The 17847-nt window shown below is 46.6% G+C and carries 18 protein-coding genes; 7 read left to right on the top strand and 11 right to left on the bottom strand.

Annotation, left to right across the window (positions count from 1 at the left end; genetic code table 11):
- Positions 1 to 108 precede the first annotated feature (108 nt).
- From NBH03_RS04695 to NBH03_RS04685, 3 genes are read left to right on the top strand one after another with little or no spacing between them, the layout of a single operon-like run.
- A complete protein-coding gene (locus NBH03_RS04695; protein WP_250797567.1) occupies positions 109 to 768 on the top strand; it encodes a response regulator transcription factor in 660 nt (219 codons plus the stop codon).
- On the top strand, positions 765 to 2174 hold the full coding sequence (locus NBH03_RS04690) for a sensor histidine kinase (protein ID WP_250797561.1): 1410 nt from the start codon (positions 765 to 767) through the stop codon (positions 2172 to 2174). The genes NBH03_RS04695 and NBH03_RS04690 overlap by 4 nt, the downstream gene beginning before the upstream one ends.
- Positions 2165 to 3064 (top strand): hypothetical protein, encoded by a 900-nt coding sequence (locus tag NBH03_RS04685; RefSeq protein ID WP_250797558.1) that lies wholly within the window; start codon positions 2165 to 2167, stop codon positions 3062 to 3064. The genes NBH03_RS04690 and NBH03_RS04685 overlap by 10 nt, the downstream gene beginning before the upstream one ends.
- Before the next feature lie 31 nt (positions 3065 to 3095).
- Here the strand turns inward: NBH03_RS04685 and NBH03_RS04680 are convergent, their stop codons facing one another.
- Positions 3096 to 3683 (bottom strand): TetR/AcrR family transcriptional regulator, encoded by a 588-nt coding sequence (locus NBH03_RS04680; RefSeq protein WP_250797555.1) that lies wholly within the window; start codon positions 3681 to 3683, stop codon positions 3096 to 3098.
- A 185-nt stretch (positions 3684 to 3868) separates the two neighbouring features.
- Here NBH03_RS04680 and NBH03_RS04675 point away from each other — a divergent pair, with 185 nt between their 5' ends.
- Positions 3869 to 5068, top strand: a complete 1200-nt coding sequence (locus NBH03_RS04675) for a phosphopentomutase (protein ID WP_250797553.1) — start codon at positions 3869 to 3871, stop codon at positions 5066 to 5068.
- A gap of 198 nt (positions 5069 to 5266) precedes the next feature.
- Here the strand turns inward: NBH03_RS04675 and NBH03_RS04670 are convergent, their stop codons facing one another.
- The 6 genes from NBH03_RS04670 to NBH03_RS04645 form a co-directional block, all read right to left on the bottom strand.
- Positions 5267 to 6571, bottom strand: a complete 1305-nt coding sequence (locus NBH03_RS04670) for a tyrosine-type recombinase/integrase (RefSeq protein WP_250797549.1) — start codon at positions 6569 to 6571, stop codon at positions 5267 to 5269.
- Between the two features lie 3 nt (positions 6572 to 6574).
- Positions 6575 to 6811, bottom strand: coding sequence for a MerR family transcriptional regulator (locus NBH03_RS04665; protein WP_118660533.1), 237 nt, complete (start codon positions 6809 to 6811; stop codon positions 6575 to 6577).
- Between the two features lie 428 nt (positions 6812 to 7239).
- Positions 7240 to 7491: a helix-turn-helix domain-containing protein gene (locus tag NBH03_RS04660; RefSeq protein ID WP_118660531.1), complete on the bottom strand. Its 252-nt coding sequence runs from the start codon at positions 7489 to 7491 to the stop codon at positions 7240 to 7242.
- Positions 7472 to 7912 carry an RNA polymerase sigma factor gene (locus NBH03_RS04655; protein ID WP_118592104.1) on the bottom strand — a complete coding sequence of 147 codons (441 nt, stop codon included), beginning with the start codon at positions 7910 to 7912 and terminating at the stop codon, positions 7472 to 7474. Before NBH03_RS04655 ends, NBH03_RS04660 begins: the two co-directional genes overlap by 20 nt.
- A gap of 544 nt (positions 7913 to 8456) precedes the next feature.
- The gene (gene rlmN, locus NBH03_RS04650; RefSeq protein ID WP_158404629.1) at positions 8457 to 9446 is read right to left on the bottom strand and encodes a 23S rRNA (adenine(2503)-C(2))-methyltransferase RlmN; all 990 of its coding nucleotides are present in this window, start codon (positions 9444 to 9446) and stop codon (positions 8457 to 8459) included.
- Positions 9447 to 9632, bottom strand: a complete 186-nt coding sequence (locus NBH03_RS04645; protein WP_004607970.1) for a cysteine-rich KTR domain-containing protein — start codon at positions 9630 to 9632, stop codon at positions 9447 to 9449.
- A gap of 381 nt (positions 9633 to 10013) precedes the next feature.
- On the opposite strand from NBH03_RS04645, the gene NBH03_RS04640 reads away from it, so the two are divergent.
- From NBH03_RS04640 to NBH03_RS04630, 3 genes are all read left to right on the top strand, one after another.
- On the top strand, positions 10014 to 10367 hold the full coding sequence (locus NBH03_RS04640; RefSeq protein ID WP_118660535.1) for a helix-turn-helix transcriptional regulator: 354 nt from the start codon (positions 10014 to 10016) through the stop codon (positions 10365 to 10367).
- Positions 10368 to 10632: 265 nt separating this feature from the next.
- Complete coding sequence (locus NBH03_RS04635) at positions 10633 to 10962, top strand: plasmid mobilization protein (protein ID WP_118660517.1); 330 nt, start codon at positions 10633 to 10635, stop codon at positions 10960 to 10962.
- Positions 10923 to 12272 (top strand): relaxase/mobilization nuclease domain-containing protein, encoded by a 1350-nt coding sequence (locus NBH03_RS04630; protein WP_250797546.1) that lies wholly within the window; start codon positions 10923 to 10925, stop codon positions 12270 to 12272. Before NBH03_RS04635 ends, NBH03_RS04630 begins: the two co-directional genes overlap by 40 nt.
- 182 nt (positions 12273 to 12454) lie before the next feature.
- Here NBH03_RS04630 and NBH03_RS04625 read toward each other — a convergent pair whose 3' ends face one another.
- The 4 genes from NBH03_RS04625 to NBH03_RS04610 are packed head-to-tail and all read right to left on the bottom strand — an operon-like array spanning position 12455 to position 17693.
- The gene (locus NBH03_RS04625) at positions 12455 to 12820 is read right to left on the bottom strand and encodes a cysteine-rich VLP domain-containing protein (RefSeq protein WP_118660513.1); all 366 of its coding nucleotides are present in this window, start codon (positions 12818 to 12820) and stop codon (positions 12455 to 12457) included.
- A complete protein-coding gene (locus NBH03_RS04620) occupies positions 12817 to 13029 on the bottom strand; it encodes a transposon-transfer assisting family protein (protein ID WP_442857716.1) in 213 nt (70 codons plus the stop codon). The genes NBH03_RS04625 and NBH03_RS04620 overlap by 4 nt, the downstream gene beginning before the upstream one ends.
- Positions 13026 to 13979 carry a hypothetical protein gene (locus NBH03_RS04615; RefSeq protein WP_118660509.1) on the bottom strand — a complete coding sequence of 318 codons (954 nt, stop codon included), beginning with the start codon at positions 13977 to 13979 and terminating at the stop codon, positions 13026 to 13028. The genes NBH03_RS04620 and NBH03_RS04615 overlap by 4 nt, the downstream gene beginning before the upstream one ends.
- Positions 13980 to 13982: 3 nt before the next feature.
- On the bottom strand, positions 13983 to 17693 hold the full coding sequence (locus NBH03_RS04610; protein WP_118660507.1) for a YodL domain-containing protein: 3711 nt from the start codon (positions 17691 to 17693) through the stop codon (positions 13983 to 13985).
- Positions 17694 to 17847: the final 154 nt, after the last annotated feature.

The following is a 17847-nucleotide window of genomic DNA, read 5'->3' as shown; positions in this document are numbered from 1 at the left end:
TGCCCTATATACTTATATTATAAAGCCATGATTTGATGGCAAATCCGATGCAAAATCGGCAGATAAATGCCTGCACTCAAAAATGGCATCAGACAGGAGGAATAAACCATGATACGCATTTTGATCGTAGAAGATGAGAAGCCTATTTCCAATCTGATCAGACTGAGTCTGACAAAAGCAGGCTATCACTGTACCTGCGTTTATGACGGCAATGCAGCTGTCGATAAATTAGACCGGGAAATATTTGATTTGATCTTGCTGGATATCATGCTGCCCGGTGCCAACGGATTTGAACTGATGGATTATATCAGACCTCTGGGGATTCCTGTTATTTTTCTCACCGCTGTCAATTCGGTGAATAACCGTGTCCGCGGTCTGAAAATGGGCGCAGAGGATTATATTATCAAGCCATTTGAAATTGTGGAATTGCTGGCCCGAGTAGAAGTCGTGCTTCGCCGTTACAACAAGATGATCCAGCACCTGCATGCTGCGGGGATTGATATCGATACCGTCAGTATGACAGTAAAAAGAGACGATGAAGAAATCCAGCTTACCAACAAAGAATATGAGCTGTTACTATTATTTGCTAGAAATCCGGGCATCGCACTTTACAAAGAAACCATTTACGAGCGGGTATGGGGCGGAGAGTATGTACCGGGTTCCAGAACCATTGAGCTGCATATACAGCGCATGCGCAAAAAGGTCGGCTGGGAAAAAGCCCTTATTACCATTCCAAAAGTCGGTTACAGATTGGTGGACACAACATGAAATTTAAATACAAAGTCATGCTTTACATGACAGCTTTTTTATCTTTTTTCTATGTGGTCAGCGCCTGTCTGCTTATCTTTGTGTCTTTTCAGATGTCTCTGAACAAAGAAAAAGCCAATGCCCTCAATGCCTACCGAATGATCCAGAATATGTTGCTTGTTTCCAATGATATGAATCAAAAGGCTTATACATACACGTTGAATCAGCTTGCCAGTCAGAACGATTCGATGTGGAAAGGCATCCGACTCAAACAGACTGGCAGCGGAACGCTGTATTACGAAAACGGATATCTCCCATATCATCTGAACGATGAAGATATCCGCACAATGAAAACGGAAGAATGTTGTCTTATACGGTATATCCAAACCGAGGATGGGCAATATATTCAGGTTTCAGGCCTGGTTGAGACCGGCAGTGTTCCTTTAAGTCTTGAAGTCTCCCAGGATGTGACACAAGTTTATACGGCCAGAGAGACGCAGCTCCAGATTTACAAAGTTATTCTCGCCTTTGTTTTGACAGCAGGTTCTGTCAGTGCACTGCTCATTGCCGAAAAACTGACAAAACCTATTCGTCAGCTTTCTGATGTTTCCAAAAAAATCACGGACGGCAATTTATCAATTCGGGCTGATATTCATTCCGGCGATGAAATTGAGCTGCTGGCCCGGGATTTTAATCGGATGACAGATACTATTGAAGACAATATGCACCAAATGGCAGATGCCATGAAACGTCAGGAAGAATTTATGGGAAGCTTTGCCCATGAATTAAAGACGCCGATGACATCCATCATCGGCTATGCAGACTTGATGCGCAGTCAGGCCCTTGATGAAGAAGAGCAGCAGGAAGCAGCAGAATACATTTTCTCCGAGGGACGAAGATTGGAAAGTCTGTCACTTAAATTGCTGGATCTGCTGGTCCTTAAGAAAAAGGATTTTGAACTTCGTCCGACAAATCTGCAGACCGTGATTGAAGGCGCCGTACACACAGCACTTCCATCCATGGCGGACAAAAATATCAGCTTAAAAGGGCGTTATGATGACGGATTTTGCCTGATGGAGTCTGATCTTGTAAAGTCCCTGATCATTAATCTCATTGACAATGCCAAAAAGGCCATAGACGACAGCGGAAACATTCTGGTAGTTGGACGACTGACAGAAGAAGGGTGCCTGATTACCGTGGCCGATACAGGGCGCGGTATGAAGCCGGAGGAACTGTCCCGCATTACAGAAGCCTTTTACCGGGTAGACAAATCCCGTTCCAGGGCTCAGGGCGGTGCCGGACTCGGTTTGGCTCTGTGTCAGGCAATCGCTGAACTGCATCACGGTCAGCTTATTTTTGAGAGTACACCGGGAAAAGGCACAGTGGTTAAAGCTGTTTTAAACGGAGGTCGGACAAAATGCGAATAAAAAAGAATTATCTGACACTGCTTGCCATAACCCTTGCTGTGATTATTTTGTGTTTTATGCTCCCATCTGCTTTATTTCAATTTTACGATACTGAATGGACCGAGAAAAGAGTAGAGAAATCCGCCAATGTCTCCGGATTAAATATTGACAGTATGTCTCTAAGTGAAAAAATCCAGCTCATCTATAATCTGGACACCATCGAAGCGGCATTAAACGGCGAAACGGATACATCGCTTGAAGTCGCTGTGTTGAGCCGTGGTTACAAACTGACAAAGGAAGAAGCCTGGAGCAATATCATCACTGAATTCATGAAACTTGCAGATGGACTGGAAACACTGATGCCTGAATTCTATAAATACATCGCATCTATACAGGACTACAATGATGCCATGAAATATACGGATTCAGATGCCATTCTACCTATCCTGGTCACGGATCAGAACGGTAATTCAACCATTCTATGGGTGATGACTTTTCAGATGGATAGTTATTTTGCTGCTGAACAGCCAAGTGACAGCTATCCTATGCCATTTGCACAGCTCTACTATGATGAAAGCAGTGGCTATCTGTTGGGCATGGAAATCTATGATCTGGATATGAGTCAATTAGAGGACTTTGAATTAAATATTCTTCAGGATACAAATGAAGAAACCACTGAACTTCCTCTTGAGCAGCGTATTGCCGGATATTTTCTGAAGCGCTACGCAAACTATGTGGGATGGGACAACAGCCGGAATCAGATGGATTGGTCCTATATGGATTATTATGCGTCGTTGGAAATTTCCAATGGCAATGAGGCTCTTGATCTGAAGTGTTATGTTTTTATTGAAGATTGTATCGATGCAGAGGACCACCTCATGCTGAACATTAAACTGAATCGGGAATCCTAAATTCCTATGCACTAAAAAGCATCGCCGGGTTTTACTCGGCGATGCTCTGCATATATGGCTTTAAAGCGGACAGTACAAGTGTATACGTCATCCTGGCCATACTCTCAGGTGTATCTTCAAAATCATGCTTCATCCAGCTAATGATCAAACCTATACATCCTGCAATGCAGAATCCATTGACACTCTCAAGGGTTCGCTCATCCAATTGTTCCAGATAAGGCTTCAGATACTTCATACAATGACTTAAAATAATCTGTTCAATCTGACGCATAAAGGTAACATCCCCATGCGGGCCAAGCAAAGCCGATGCAATCTCTCTATTGTCAGCAATAAATGCAAACAACTCTGTAATATAAGGCATTGTTTCTTCCATTCTCAATCGCTGGTCCTTATTAACAATTTCCAGAATCTCGTTCTTCAGATCATTCTCTGTCTGTTCAAGCAAGTCATAGATATCCGTATAATGAAGATAAAATGTAGAGCGATTGATATCAACTTCCTCCACAAGCTCCTTAACGGTAATCTCCTTAATCGTCTTTTCCTTTAATAATTTAGCCAATCCGCGCCTCAGTTGGGCTTTGGTCTTTCTGATGCGGCGATCTGTCTTTTCAGCCATCATTTGTTCCTCCATTTATCTATTTATATGTCCAATCAAATGTATATAAATCAACATTATATCTATTAAACTATACAATAATTATTAAAAATTATCAAGTCTTGAATTAAAATTTGCCAGGTAAATCTCGCTGTGGTATCATATAAATAAAAAAGATGTATGCATTCATCGCAGAAAGGATGATTTATATGGGAAAATACCAAAGAGTTTTTCTGATTGTATTGGATTCTCTCGGTATCGGTGCCATGCCGGACGCCAAACGTTTCGGCGACACCGGTGCTGATACGCTTGGCCATATCAGTGATACCGTTGGCCATCTGAATATACCCAATTTACAAAAACTCGGATTGGCCAATCTGCACCCCCTCAAACAGGTACCTGCTGTTGAACATCCCATGGCTTGTTGTGCCCGACTGTTTGAGAAAAGCAACGGCAAAGACACAATGACAGGGCACTGGGAGATGATGGGCATTGAGACAAAGAAGCCCTTTAAAACCTTCACTGAACACGGCTTTCCGCCAGACCTGATCGCTGCCCTGGAAGAAAAAACCGGCCATAAAGTCATTGGCAATAAAAGTGCCAGTGGTACCGTTATTCTTGATGAACTGGGTGAAGAGGAAATTGCAACGGGTCATATGATCGTTTATACTTCTGCGGACTCTGTAATGCAGATATGCGGCAATGAAGAAACTTTTGATCTGAAAGAACTTTATCGATGCTGCGAAATAGCCAGAAAATTAACGTTAAAAGATGAATGGCGTGTCGGCCGTGTCATTGCCAGACCTTATGTCGGCAAAAAACGCGGTGAATTTGTCCGCACAAGCAATCGCCATGATTATGCCTTAAAACCGACAGGATTGACGGCCTTAAATGCCCTAAAAGATGCCGGTTACAGTTGTATTTCCGTTGGAAAGATCTATGACATCTTTGACAGTGAGGGTCTGACAGAATCCAATAAATCCAAAAGTTCCGTTCATGGCATGGAACAGACAATCGATATTGCCGGTAGAGATTTTAAGGGATTGTGTTTTACAAATCTGGTGGATTTTGATGCCCTTTGGGGGCATCGCCGTAATCCAATTGGTTATGGTGAAGAAATTGAACGTTTTGACGTTAAGCTTGGTGAATTACTTAATGTTTTACGCAAGGATGACCTTTTGATTCTGACAGCGGATCACGGCAATGATCCTACCTATACAGGTACTGACCATACACGTGAAACCGTACCGATGATCGCCTATTCACCATCTATGAAGGCATCAGGTATTCTTAAGGAGCGAGACGCATTTCACAATTTTGCTGTCCTTGGGGCAACCATCACTGAGAACTTCGGCGTAAATATGCCAGAAGGAACAATCGGTGAATCTATCCTGGATTTACTGCAATAAAAAATAGTAGAATTTTCTGCCGTTCCACACAATAAAATTTGATAGGTAAAACGCTGAAAAGCCGCATAAACACTATGTTTTTGCGGCTTTTCGCGTTCCTGCGTCAGCGGTCAAAAAATGCCGTTTGACGCTTTTTTGCCGCCCTAACTCGACGGGGTGATATAAAAGGCTATAAGAAGCGGTAAAAAGATAAGTCGGTCAAAGCTCCATTTCCTTGTGTTTTTTCTTTGTCGTTCCTTTTTCTGTTTTTGCGCCTGCTTCCTTTGCCTGTGCCGGGGCTGCTTTTTCTACTGCGCCGTGGTAGGCGTCCAACACCTCCTTTTTTCGCTCCAGGCGCACATCAACATATCGGGCGGTTACTGCTTCAAAGTTCATGGATAAGCCAAGCGACGCGCCGATACCCGCAAGCGTATGTCCCAAGACTTCGCCCACTGTGTAGAAGTCGCCTGTCAGTTGGTGCATATTCGTAGCTGCTGTATGGCGCAAATCGTGAAAACGGATATGCGGCATTTCCAAATCTTCAAGAAGTTTACCAAACTGCGACGATACCCAAGACGCATTGATAGGCGCACCGTCCGGCTTTGCCACAACAAGGTCATTGTCGTAGTAGGGCTTTCCCTCCTTTGCTGCCTGTTCCTTTTGCACTTCCTGCATAGCAAACTGTTTGAGGAAGAACGGACGGGCAAGCTCGGTAATCGGTAGCTTCCTGCCGTTGGATTTTGGCGGTGCCATTTCTTCAATGACTTTTGTTTTCGGCGGCACCTTAAAGGGTAGCTGCTCGGTAACGTCAAAGGTATTGTTTTCTAAATCCACGTTGCGCCAACGCAGCCCCAAGATTTCAGAACGGCGCATACCATAAAGCCCGCCAAGAATAACGGGCATTTCCCAAACTGTCCCCTCCACCCGCTGCATGAGCAGCTTGACTTGTTCCGGCGTGTAGGGGTCGGGTGTCTTATCGCCTTTTCCAAACTTCGTAAGGGTGTCCTTTGCAGCGTTTGTTTCAATATAGCGATATTTCCGGGCATGGCTCAACGCCACGCTCAACACGCGCTTTGCCCCGGCTGCGGTGGACGGTTTCAAGCCCTTGTCAATAATCTGCTGAAACATCTTGTCTACCATAGCCGGGGTAAGCTGATTAAGGGCAACGCCGCCAATGTATGGATTGATATAGTTTGCAATGGTCTTTTTGTACCCGTCGTAGGTAGAGGGGCGCAAGTTTACTCTTGCATAGCTTTCCACCCAATCATTGAGATAGGCGGCGACGGTCTGCTTGCGCTGTGAAGTAATGGAAGCGATCTGCCCCGGATTTTGGAGTTTCGTTTTCATTTCCGCTTCATGCTGCGCCGCTTCGCGTTTGGTCGCAAATCCTCGTTTGGTATAGGATTTTTTCGCCCCGTCGGGGGCGGTGTACTTTATATCAACGTCGTAAACCGTACCCGGTCGCCCGGTCAGTACGCCGTTACTGTCGCGTTTGTTTTTCGCTTGTCTTGTTCTGATTGCCATAGCTTAACCCCCTTGCGTTGCCGGGGGCTTTGCCGCTTTCTTTGCTCTGTGGTACCAATCCCAAATAGCAGCGTCGGCAATCAAGCGGCGGTTTCCATTTTGGATATATTCAAGCTCGCCACTATCCATAAGCTCGCGCAGCTTGTTTTCGCCAATGCCGCTAACCTTGCTCATTTGCTCTACTGTTTTCAGCATAGGCAGCAAAGGGGCGGCATAGCTTGTAGTTTCTTTTTTTGCCATAGAGATTACCCCCTTTCGTAAAAATGGCAAAAGGTTTGTTTACGAAAAGTGGGTTTCATCAGACGGTCGATTCGCTTCTCAACCTCACGGGAATTGCACCCCTGCGCGGTTCTCGCGCAGCCCTACCCATTGCCTGCGACGCTTTGAACGCTCGGACTATGGCGATAAGGGAGTATCATTATGTATTTTGCGCTTCGTCGCCGACAAGCTGCTGTGCCTGTTTTCCGGAGTCGGTGTTGATCGCTCGGCAATCCGGAGCGGGGAAATCCCGCCGGGAATGCGTCATGGCGCACCCGCCGCATGGCTCGACGCAAAAGGAACGTATCTGATTTGCCCTATGCTGCGCCGCCGTTATCTTGCGTCGCTTTCTTTTTCAAGGTACAAAAGACAGAAATATACAAAGAGGAAAGGGGAGGAACACTTTGCGTTTATTTCTCTGTCTTAAAGGATAGGACAGCCCGCATGAGCTTTGCTTGCAGCCGTTCGCGCAAGTCCTCGTCTATGCCGTAATAGGTATTGCCGTTCTCGTCACGGATTTTCCGCATAGACAGGTGGGCTATGTAGCTTTGGTAGTGCTGCATTACAATTTTCATGGCGTCGGGGTCGCCCTTTGTCGCGGCTAAAATGACCGGGTAGGGTAATAAGCCGCGCTCATTGTCATTACAATTCGTTCCATTCATCAGCGCGTTCCTCCAAATATCGTTTTAGCAGTTCAAAAGAGCTTGTCCGTCTATACTGTACTGTGCTGCGGGGTACTTTCATAAGCTCCGCGATTTCAGCGTCGGTCATGCTGAAAAAGTAATACAGTAAAACGGCTTGCCGTTTTTCTTCCGGCAGGGAGTGCATTGCTTCGGCAAGCAACTTCGCCGTAATCTTCAAACCGCCTGCACAAAAAGCGTCCTCGTCCTCATTGACAAAATATCTGTCAACGGTATAAAGCTGCTTTTCCTCATGCGGGGCAAGGTCTGAAAAGTTGACTTCGTGCTTTCGCCGACTTTTGCTTTCCCGGCAGGCGTCAATCAGTTCGTTGCGTAGCGTGTGTTTGCAGTACGCATTAAACTCACATCTTGTCTGCCATTCCAACCGATTAGGATAATCCATGTTCTCACCCCCTTTCGTCCCGGGGGCGGGTTATTTATCCCCTTTCGGCTGCCTTCCACGGACGTGCCGCAGATTTGCCAAACGGAATAGAAAAGTTTTTCAAAAAAGTTTTGAAAAACACAAAATGCGCCCGTCTGCAAGGCGCAGACGGACGCAAAGGAAATGTAAGCAGTATTCAGATGATTTGACAGTTCATACTCATGGGTAGACTTGCCCGGAGGTGGAGCTATGCTTTTTTTAATTGATGAAGCTCATGGGTATTATGGAATACCAAAGTAGACACGGCGGCAACCTCCTAAAATACCGCCGTGTCAGTTCATGGTGTCCGGGTCGTCGCAAGTTTGGGATAGATTGACGAAAAGAAACGGCGGCTCTGGTTTTTCAAAGCTGCTGCGGAAATCAAAGAACGACAAGCAACAGTTCTGATTTTGCTCCAATATGGTTATTGGGGGCACAAATTAAATCAAAAAAGAGCCGATAACAGCAGTATTTCAAACTGCATATTATCGGCTCTGCGTCTGTGCGTCTGGCTCTTTTAATTAAATTATTTTTGTTGTTTTTTGGCTTTATTATATGTATTAGCTAACTGTCCACAAGCTGCTTTAATCTCTCTACCATGAGAAACTCTCATGGTAACTTCAAGTCCTGTTTGCTCTAATTGATGTTTGAACGCAACCATTTCTTGTTTTTGTGGTGCTCTAATTTTTGAATTACTCGTCGGGTTGTATTGCAGCACGTTAATCATAACATTTTTGCCCTTAAACCATTTTGCAAGTTGCCTTATATCTGAGGAACGGTCATTTATACCTGGTAAAAGCAAATACGCAAATACCACTTTTCGATTATGCCTTTGTGAATAGGACAATGCTTGCTTAACAACATCTTCAATAGCGTACATGTGCATATGAGGAATGATGCAGTTTCTCGCAGCCTGTGTTGCTGCATGTAAAGATATTGTCAACTGAATTTTTAGATGTTCTTCGCGCAATTTTTTTAATTGATTAACTGGACCAACTGTTGATACGGTAATGCCGTCGGTTGGAAAGTTAAGTCCATTTCTATCTCGAAGAATATGGATTGCTGCAATCAAGTTGTCGTAATTGAATAAAGGTTCTCCCATTCCCATAAAAACGATACGATTTACTTTTTGACGTATCAATATGACCTGCTGCACAATTTCAGATGGTGTTAGATTACGAACGAAACCATTGCGTCCGGACTCACAAAAAATACAGCCAACAGAACAACCAACTTGCGTACTTACGCAAACAGTCCCACCATCTCGCCGTTTAATAAAAACCGTTTCGATATACCTGTTGTCTTTCAATTCATAAACATACTTTTCAGTATCGCTACTTTTATAGACTTTTTTTGTTGATATTGATAGATTTTTTTTGTGAAATGGCTGTTTATACAATTCCGCATATAAGGCTCTTGCTTTATCCTCTCCAATTACTTCCGACATTTCTTTGTAAGTAAATCCGTATGGGTCATTCAATATTTCCGTAGGTGTACTTTTAGGTAAGTGTTTCATTTAATATCCTTCCTTTTGTTTTTCAGAGTTTTTGATTATGATTTCTAATTTTTCAACATCAATGATATGTGTTAATTTACATTTAGGGCAGAAAAGAGGAAAATTTCTTAATACCGTATTATAAAATACTTGAACCCTCGTCTTTCCGTTACAAATTGGACATTTTATCCAATATTTTTCAAGCATAATATTTCTCCTTTTGTGCAAAAAAATACAGGTCAATTCTCAACATGAGCATTGACCTGCATTTATACATATAACACTACAACAAAATTAAGGCATAGTTTTTATACTATGTCTATACATCGTTAGTTTTGTTGTATAGCATACGCAAAATAAGCATGACAAAAAAGCCCATATTGAAAATGGGAAAAATCTTTTTTGATTTCAATGCTTATCGAATACGCATGCTATGTAACATAAACATTTCCCCCTTTTAATAATACTATACAAAAAAAGCGGCTAATTGTCAACATATACATATGAATTATTTTGGCTAACTGATTGAATTGTGTAGACATATCCAACGAGAAAGGGGAACAGTAAAATGTAACTGGGTGAATGAATATGGCAAAAAGACCAGTAGAAAAATATGACTTCAAGGCTTTCGGGCAAGCAATAAAAGCAGCGCGGACAGCAAGAAAGGAGAGCCGCAAGAAAGTAAGCGACGAAATGTTTATTTCCCCTCGCTACCTTGCGAACATTGAGAATAACGGGCAACACCCAAGTCTGCAAATCTTTTTTGAGCTTATGCTCCGTTACGATATATCCGTAGACCAGTTCCTTTTAGAGAAGCCGGATACGAAAAATACGCAGCGTCGGCAGCTTGACACGTTGCTTGATACCATGAGCGATAAGGGAATACGGATTGTGACCGCAACGGCGAAAGAAATTAAGGAAGTTGAAAAAGAGGACAAATGAAAATGTCCGGCAAAATTGAATATGGATTTTAGGAAGCGTTGTAATCTTTTTTTGAGATTGCAGCGTTTTTCTTTTGCGGAAGTTTGGCAAAATCGCTTTTTCTCCGTAGTAAGGGATAAGAGCCTAAAAGATAAAAACATTCGTAGCAAGCATAGGAAGCGGGTACCCACTTCCGTATTTTGCCCGTCCTGCGCTGCGGCAGCGTCGGCAAAATTGCTTGTTGGGAAGTGTCCCAAACCCTCGGAATGGAAAGGAGCATTTACACATGGACGGAAGAAAAAGAACGGTGCAAATCAAGTTCAGAGTAACAGAAGCGGAACGAGATTTAATTCTTGAAAAAATGAAGCTCGTTCCCACCCGGAACATGGCGGCGTATCTTCGCAAGATTGCCATTGACGGCTATATCATACAGGTAGACCATATCGACATAAAGGCAATGACAGCGGAGATACAGAAAATCGGCGTCAACGTCAATCAGATTGCAAAGCGCGTGAACAGTACGGGCAGCGTCTACCAAGAGGACATAGAAGAAATAAAGGGGGTGCTTGCGGAAATATGGCGGTTACAAAGATTAAGCCTATTAAGGGAACGCTAAACAAAGCCCTTGACTATATCCAAAATCCGGCAAAGACCGATGAAAAAATGCTTGTGTCCTCCTTTGGCTGCTCCTATGAAACGGCAGACATTGAATTTACATTTACTTTGTCGCAGGCGTTGGATAAGGGCAACAACCTCGCCCACCATTTGATACAAGCCTTTGAGCCGGGAGAAGTCGATTACAGAGAAGCCCATGAAATCGGGCGGCAGCTTGCCGACGCAGTAACCAAAGGTCAGCACGAATATGTTTTGACTACTCACATTGACAAGGGGCATATCCATAACCACATTATTTTTTGCGCGGTCAATTTCGTAGACCACCACAAGTACAATTCCAACAAGCGCAGCTATTACGGTATACGGAACATGAGCGATAAGCTGTGCCGGGAACATGGCTTATCAGTTGTCCTTCCGAACCGGGGCAGCAAGGGAAAAAGCTATGCAGAGTACCAGGCAGAGAAAACAGGTACCAGTTGGAAAGGCAAGCTGAAAATTGCCGTGGACGCTCTCATTCCCCAAGTGTCAAGTTTTGAGGAATTGCTATCACGGTTAGAAGCGACGGGCTATGAGGTAAAACCGGGGAAATATATTTCCTGCCGCGCTCCCGGACAGGAACGGTTTACCCGCCTTAAAACTCTCGGCGCAGATTATACAGAGGAAGCTATCAGAGAACGGATAAGCGGCAAACGCGCCCGCGCTGCGAAAGCTCCCCGCGCAGATCGTGGCGGCGTTAGTCTGCTCATTGATATTCAGAACAGTATCAAGGCGCAGGAAAGCCGGGGCTATGAGCAATGGGCAAAAATCCATAATCTGAAACAGGCAGCGAAAACCATGAATTTCTTGACAGAACATAAGATTGAACAGCACGCAGAATTGACCGCGAAAATCACGGAAGTTACCAAAGCAAGCGAACAGGCAGCGGACAGCTTGAAAAAGGTTGAAAAGCGGCTTACCGATATGACGCTGCTTATTAAGAATATCACTACCTATCAAAAGACAAAGCCCGCCTATGCTTCATACCGCAAGGTAAAGGATAAAGACAAATACCGGGCAGCCCATGAGAGCGATATTATTCTCTATGAAGCAGCGGCAAAGGCAATTAAGGCGGCGGGGATAACCAAGCTACCAAGTCTTGCCGCCCTGCAAGCAGAGTACGCAGCACTTCAAGAGCAGAAAGAAGCCCTGTATGCCGACTATGGGAAGCTGAAAAAGCAGGTCAAGGAATACGACGTTATCAAGAAGAATATCGACAGTATTTTGAAAGTGGAACGTCAGCCAGAACGGACAAAGGGAACAGAGCGCGGATAAATGAACACAAAAAAAGAACGGACGCGGCAGCCGGTATGTTGGCCACCGCGCCCGTTTTCTCTATGGGTGCAAATTATTTTTTGTTACGCAGTAGAACCGCGATTTTAAGGGAATAGGTATTAAGATATTACCGCCCTTCAAAACGGCTGTCAGAGCCGCATAAAACAAGGCTTTTTTCGCCCCTACTGCGTAACAAGAGCGCGTCTTTTCCTCATGCGCTCGGCTGCCTGTCTGCGGGTAATCCGCTTCCGGCAATCCGGGCAGTATTTGACGCTGTTTGAAGTAGATACAAAGAACGTGCCGCACTCGGTACATTTCTTTCTGTCCTCGGTCTGATTGAGTTCTGCATACAGGAGCTTGTCGGCGGGAAGTACGGCAATCCGAAACCACTTGCAGAGCAGCGAATAGGAAATGAGCTGCGGGCATACGCAAGTGTCCCCGTCGTCCAGTAAGATACAGTTGCCGTTATCGCAGTTGCAGCACTCCCGGCGTACAAGGGTATTGACTTTCCGGCTTTGGGGCGGCGTCAGCCGCTTAATCCCAGTCATACTTCATCAGCGGCGTAAATGGGAAGCCCCGCAAACTCCGCTTCGGTCATGGCTTCCACTTTGGAAAGGGTGCGCTTTGCAAGCTCTCGCATATCCTCGTCCATGAAAGGCAGCGCGGCGGTCATGTTCTCTACAAGCTGCGCTTTGCTTCCCTCGTGGTAAATGCTTAAAAGGTTTGTTTCCTCAACAGTCAATCTATTCATGCTCATACCTCCAAATCGTGATTTTTTGCTTTTGTCGTCGTCTTTTTAGGGGCTGTCTTTGTCTTATCTGCTTTTAGCTGCGCCCGGACAGAGGGGCGTGGCTTTTTAATCTCTTTGTCCCGGTTCTCTCCTTTGTCAATCAGCGCATACGTCCCATGTCTGCCCTCGATTTTGGAAAAGGAAAGGGTCTTGTAGGGCAGCATGGAGAAAAGGCGGTCAATGTCCTTTGTGTTCGCAAGCTGCATGAACGCCGGGGAAAGCTCCACCATGAAATGGGTCTTGTTCGGGCTGTTCGGTGTGTCATTCCGCTTCATTTCCCGCACAATGCGCCGCGCTTCCGTTTCAATCAGTCCGTCATGCAGCGTGGCGATATGTGCCTTAAAATCTCCCGGTAGAAGCTGCTCCCTGTTGCGGTGTTCCTCCCGTAAGAGCCATTTAAGCGCGTCCGGGTCGTTGGGTAGGGCTTCAAAGCGTTCAAACTTCCCAAGCTGCGGGTCTGGACTTCCGTTGAAATACTGTCCGGCGGGTATCGTCTGCTCCCCGCGCTCATAAATCAGCTTGACCGTATCGGCGGGCAGCCCCTTTTCCTTGACGCGCTCATAATGGCGGGAATAGTCAAGCTCATACAGATTGCCCTTGATTTTTCCATGCTCCCTGTCTGTCAGCTCGATTGCATAGGCAAGAATACGGTCGCTTGTCTGCTCCATGTAGAAACGCCAGGTGTTATGGGGCGCGGTGTCCTTTAGGAATACGTCGCGCTCCCGAAAGCAATGCGTCCCGGACGGTCGGCAAAACCATAAGAGGGTCTTGTCCTCTTTACTCGCATTTGCCGCCGCCCTTGCGATAATCTCCCTGTCAATGTCAAAATCGCTCTGATAAAATCCTGTATTCTGCTTTAATATCGCATGGAGAGAAGCAAGTACGTCCACATTTTCAAATTTATTCTGTTTCGGCATGGGTCAGCTCCTTTCCAAGTCCTGTGACTTCTGCTTTGTGTTCTTCTTTTTCCCCGTCCGTTCCTTGTCAGCTTTAAGCTGCGCCCGGATAGAGGGCTTTTCTTTGCCGCGTTCTTTGTCTGCCTTAATCGCTTCTGCAAGGTCAACAAGGGAAATCTGTTCCCCGGCTTTTACCTTTGCTTCCAGTTCGTCAACCGTAGGGGTGTTGTTGATGATACCGTCAAAGTTGTTGTCGTTCTGCTCGATTGTGTCCTCGACGTGCTTTAGCGGGTTTATCTTTTCCGGCTGTTGTGTCTGCTCCTGCAAAAACTCCGGCACTTCCTTGTAGCCGAAACTATCTACATAATGCGCCGCGTCCTGTCCGTTCTGATGAAGCACTACCACGTCGGAAACGGAAAGGCTGTGTCCCTTAAAATCTTTCGGGTGTTCGATATTGAAACGGGTGTAAATATCTTCAAGGGAAGTACCCGGCGTAAGCTCTGCGGAATAGACAAGCTCATAGTTTGCCTTATCAACCACATTTCCCGCCGCCTGCAGGCGGTTGTAAGGCTCAAAGCGGAAGTCCCGCGTTTCGTCCCCTTGCTTTAGCTGATAAATGGAAAAGGTGTCTTTGTCGGCTTCGGCTTCCTGCGCCTTTGCATATAGCTCCTTTACTTCTCCCTGCGTCAGCTCTCCGGCGTTCAGCCCGCCCATGAGTTCCCGGCATTTTGCAAGGCTGCCGATATACAGCACGTCCCCGATTTTTGCCCTGCCGTTTTCCTGCGGGAGATAGGCTTGCAAGAAAAAGCGGTCGTTGTCGCCCGTTGTGCGGGGGTTGGCTTCAATCTTGTAAATGTACTCCGGCATGGCGGCTTTCTCCCTCGGCGCGTCCTGCACCTGTTCCTTTTGCAGTTCTGCGATATGTTCATCAATGCTGTTGATGATTTCCGCTGCGGTGCTGCGGATTGTTTCAAGAGAGCTTTTCAGTTCGGTAAGCTCCCGTCCGGCACTCCACCCGGCAACATACCCAAAGGAATAATCAGAGGTATCAAGCCCGTAATGCTGGCACACGGTATAGGCGATACTTTCTGCCTGTACCTCACGGGTGCGGCGGTCGGGTCTGTTCTCCAAGTCCTCTAAAGGGGCGTTTAGGTCAATGTCGTGCAGCTTCGCATGGGCGATTTCATGGATAAGTGTCTTTAAGGTTTGCAGCTCGCTCATGCCCTCATCAAGGGCAATACGCTTGTCCTCCAAGTGGTAGTAACCATGTGCGCCGCCCTCGATTTTTTCAAAGCCAACAGGAACAGGAGAAGTCTTTTCAAGGGCAGCGAAAACCTCCTTGTAATGCTCCACGTCCCCGGTCAGCATATTTACGGCAATATCGGGGATTTCCCTGCCCTCGGTCTGCGATACGTCAAAGACCGATACCACCTTAAAGGCGGGGATTGTGATTTCCTTTTCCTCGGTTACGGGCTTTCCGTCTTTGCCGATAATGGCTTTCTGTGTCTGCGGGTCGATTTTCTCCATTTCTTTTTTAATCTTGAACGGCGACGGGGCAAGGATTTTGATACCCTTTTGTCCTTTCATCACGTTTCGTCCAAAGTTATTTTTCCATGCGGAAAATCCGGCGATAAGGGAAGCGTCGGGCTTTTGCATGGCGATCAGCAGCGTATTGTTAAAGCTGTAATTATGAAACTTTGACATGACGCGCAGATATTCCTTGTAACGCTCGCTGTCGAACAGTTCCGTAATGCCTTGCTCCAAGCGGTCGGTTATCTCTTTGAGCTTTTCGGCGGGCTTCTCGGAAGTTAAGACAATGGGGATAACCGGGCGCGGCTCCTGCGGCGTTGCTTCGGGAACAGTCGCCTGTACTGCCGGGGCTGCGTCCAGTTCGACGGTTGGCTGCGGGTAGCTCATAATGCGGTAGTCCTCCGGCACATCGCGCCCCTCAAAGTGCTGCTCCCATGCGTCGCCGCTTTCCACAAGGTAGCCGTATTCCGTAAAGCTGCCTTTTTCCTGTGCGGCGGCGTTTCGTCCAAAGGCGATAAGGTCAATGCTGTTTTTCCATTCAGCGGGCATTTGCACCATGCCGGATTTGTTAAGGTAATAATCGCCCAATTCGCGGAGATTATGTACTTCGGGGATATGCACGAAAAAGTCCTCGTTATAGGTAAAGTCAATGAGCTGCCCGATATTCTCAAAACCATTCCTGCGCTGCGTGGCGGCGTTCAGCGCGGTAATCCCGGAAGCGTCAAGGGTTTCCAGTCGTGCCGCAAGGAAATTCAGCTCGTCCACCTGTGCCGCGCATACCATGTCATACGGCAGGGCAATGTGTCTGTCCTCCCGGTCAGAGTAGCCGTGAATGAAAAATTCCTGCGGATTGTCTGCGGTAATGCCGACGCTTTGCATGGCTTCGTGAAGTTCTTCCTTTGTGGCGGGCATGGATAACCAGCAGCCGCCCGGTTCTCCCGTTTCAAAACGGGTGCGGCTGTCAATAAGGATTGCAAACTGTTCCGTATCCTGTCCCGGTTCGGTTCTCGGTGCAGCGGCGGGAATGTCGGCAGCGGGCTGCTTGATTTCCTCGCCCTCTACGGTATAGCCCGGTAAGAGCTGCCCGTTTACCTTAAACTGTTCCGCGTATTCCGGCGGGATAGCCGGGGAGATTTCCGTAAAAAGTTTTTCATACGCCTTGATACGCCCATTCAGATATTTTTCCATAGCCGCCCGGTCAGCAAATACCTTTCTGTCCTGTCCGGCGATTTTCGCCTGTCCGTACCCGTGGGGGCTGTTGGTGTAGATGTTCCAAGACAGCGTATAGGAATACGGGATAGATTTCTGTGCTGCCTTGTCGTAGCGGGTATTTTCATACACATGGTAGCTCATTTTATATACCCGGTTGCTGATGGTGTGGCGGTCGTTGTCCTCGTCCTGCCACTTGTTCGCCGTATGCTTCACTTCGGGTATTCTCGCATACTCAATCGCCTTGTCAAATAGCAGGGTCTTTCCTGCCTGTTCCTCCCATGCGGAAGCCTGTACTTTCAGATTTTCAAAAACAGTCTGCTCCGCAGCCGCGCTTTCCTCCCGCAGCTTCACAAGCTCGGCAAGAGGTAAGGCGGTCAGCGGGGAAATATCCGCGCCTTTCGTGTCAAAATAGATACCGCGCTCAATCTTCATCTTGTCGGCGGCTTCCAGTCTGTCATGGTCGTATGAGGAATAACCTGTTTTCCATTCGTCCATTTGCTCGCTCCTTTCTTTTTCAATCATGCGGTGCATAAGCTCGTAGTCCTCAATACTCATGCTCCCGTCAAATACATAAGGGTCAAAATCTTCCCCGTCCCGGTAGGGCTTTTCGGAAAAGGGAAGCCCCGCTGCATGGGCGGCGGCTTTTGCTTCCTCGATAAGCTCCGGGGGAAGTCTGTCGTCGTGGGCTTCGATAAATCCGGCAACGTCATTTGTGCCGTTTTTGTAGTGGTGGCGCACTCCGGCGGTCAGCTCGTCAAGGCTCATATTCTCGCCTAAATGCCCGCAGTAGTAGCCGTTTAGAATAACGGCGGCGGGGTCAGCCGCCTTGATTTCCTCTAACCGGCTCCTGTCAAACGGTTCTAAAGTACCGTCCACTTCAAGATGAAACAGCTCGGCGTTCCATGAACGTCCCTCTTTCCAAAATGCTACCCATGCAATACCGTCCCTAAGTTCCTCTTGATAGTCCTTTACGCTGTCGCGCAAACTTGCCATGTGTAAAACCTCCTTTCGCGTATGGCAGCGCGGACGCTGCGTTTGTGGTTACATAGTCCTACTACGGTGCGCCCGCATTTCTGCCAAAGATTTTTGAGGATTTTTAGAGGGTTTGGGAAACTTCCCAACAAGCAAAATCCCCGCCAAGCTCGGT

The sequence above is a fragment of the Coprococcus intestinalis genome (genome assembly GCF_023656595.1).
GTDB lineage: Bacteria > Bacillota > Clostridia > Lachnospirales > Lachnospiraceae > Coprococcus_A > Coprococcus_A intestinihominis.
Note: the sequence above shows the minus strand (reverse complement) of the source record. Positions and strands in the feature narration are given on the sequence as shown.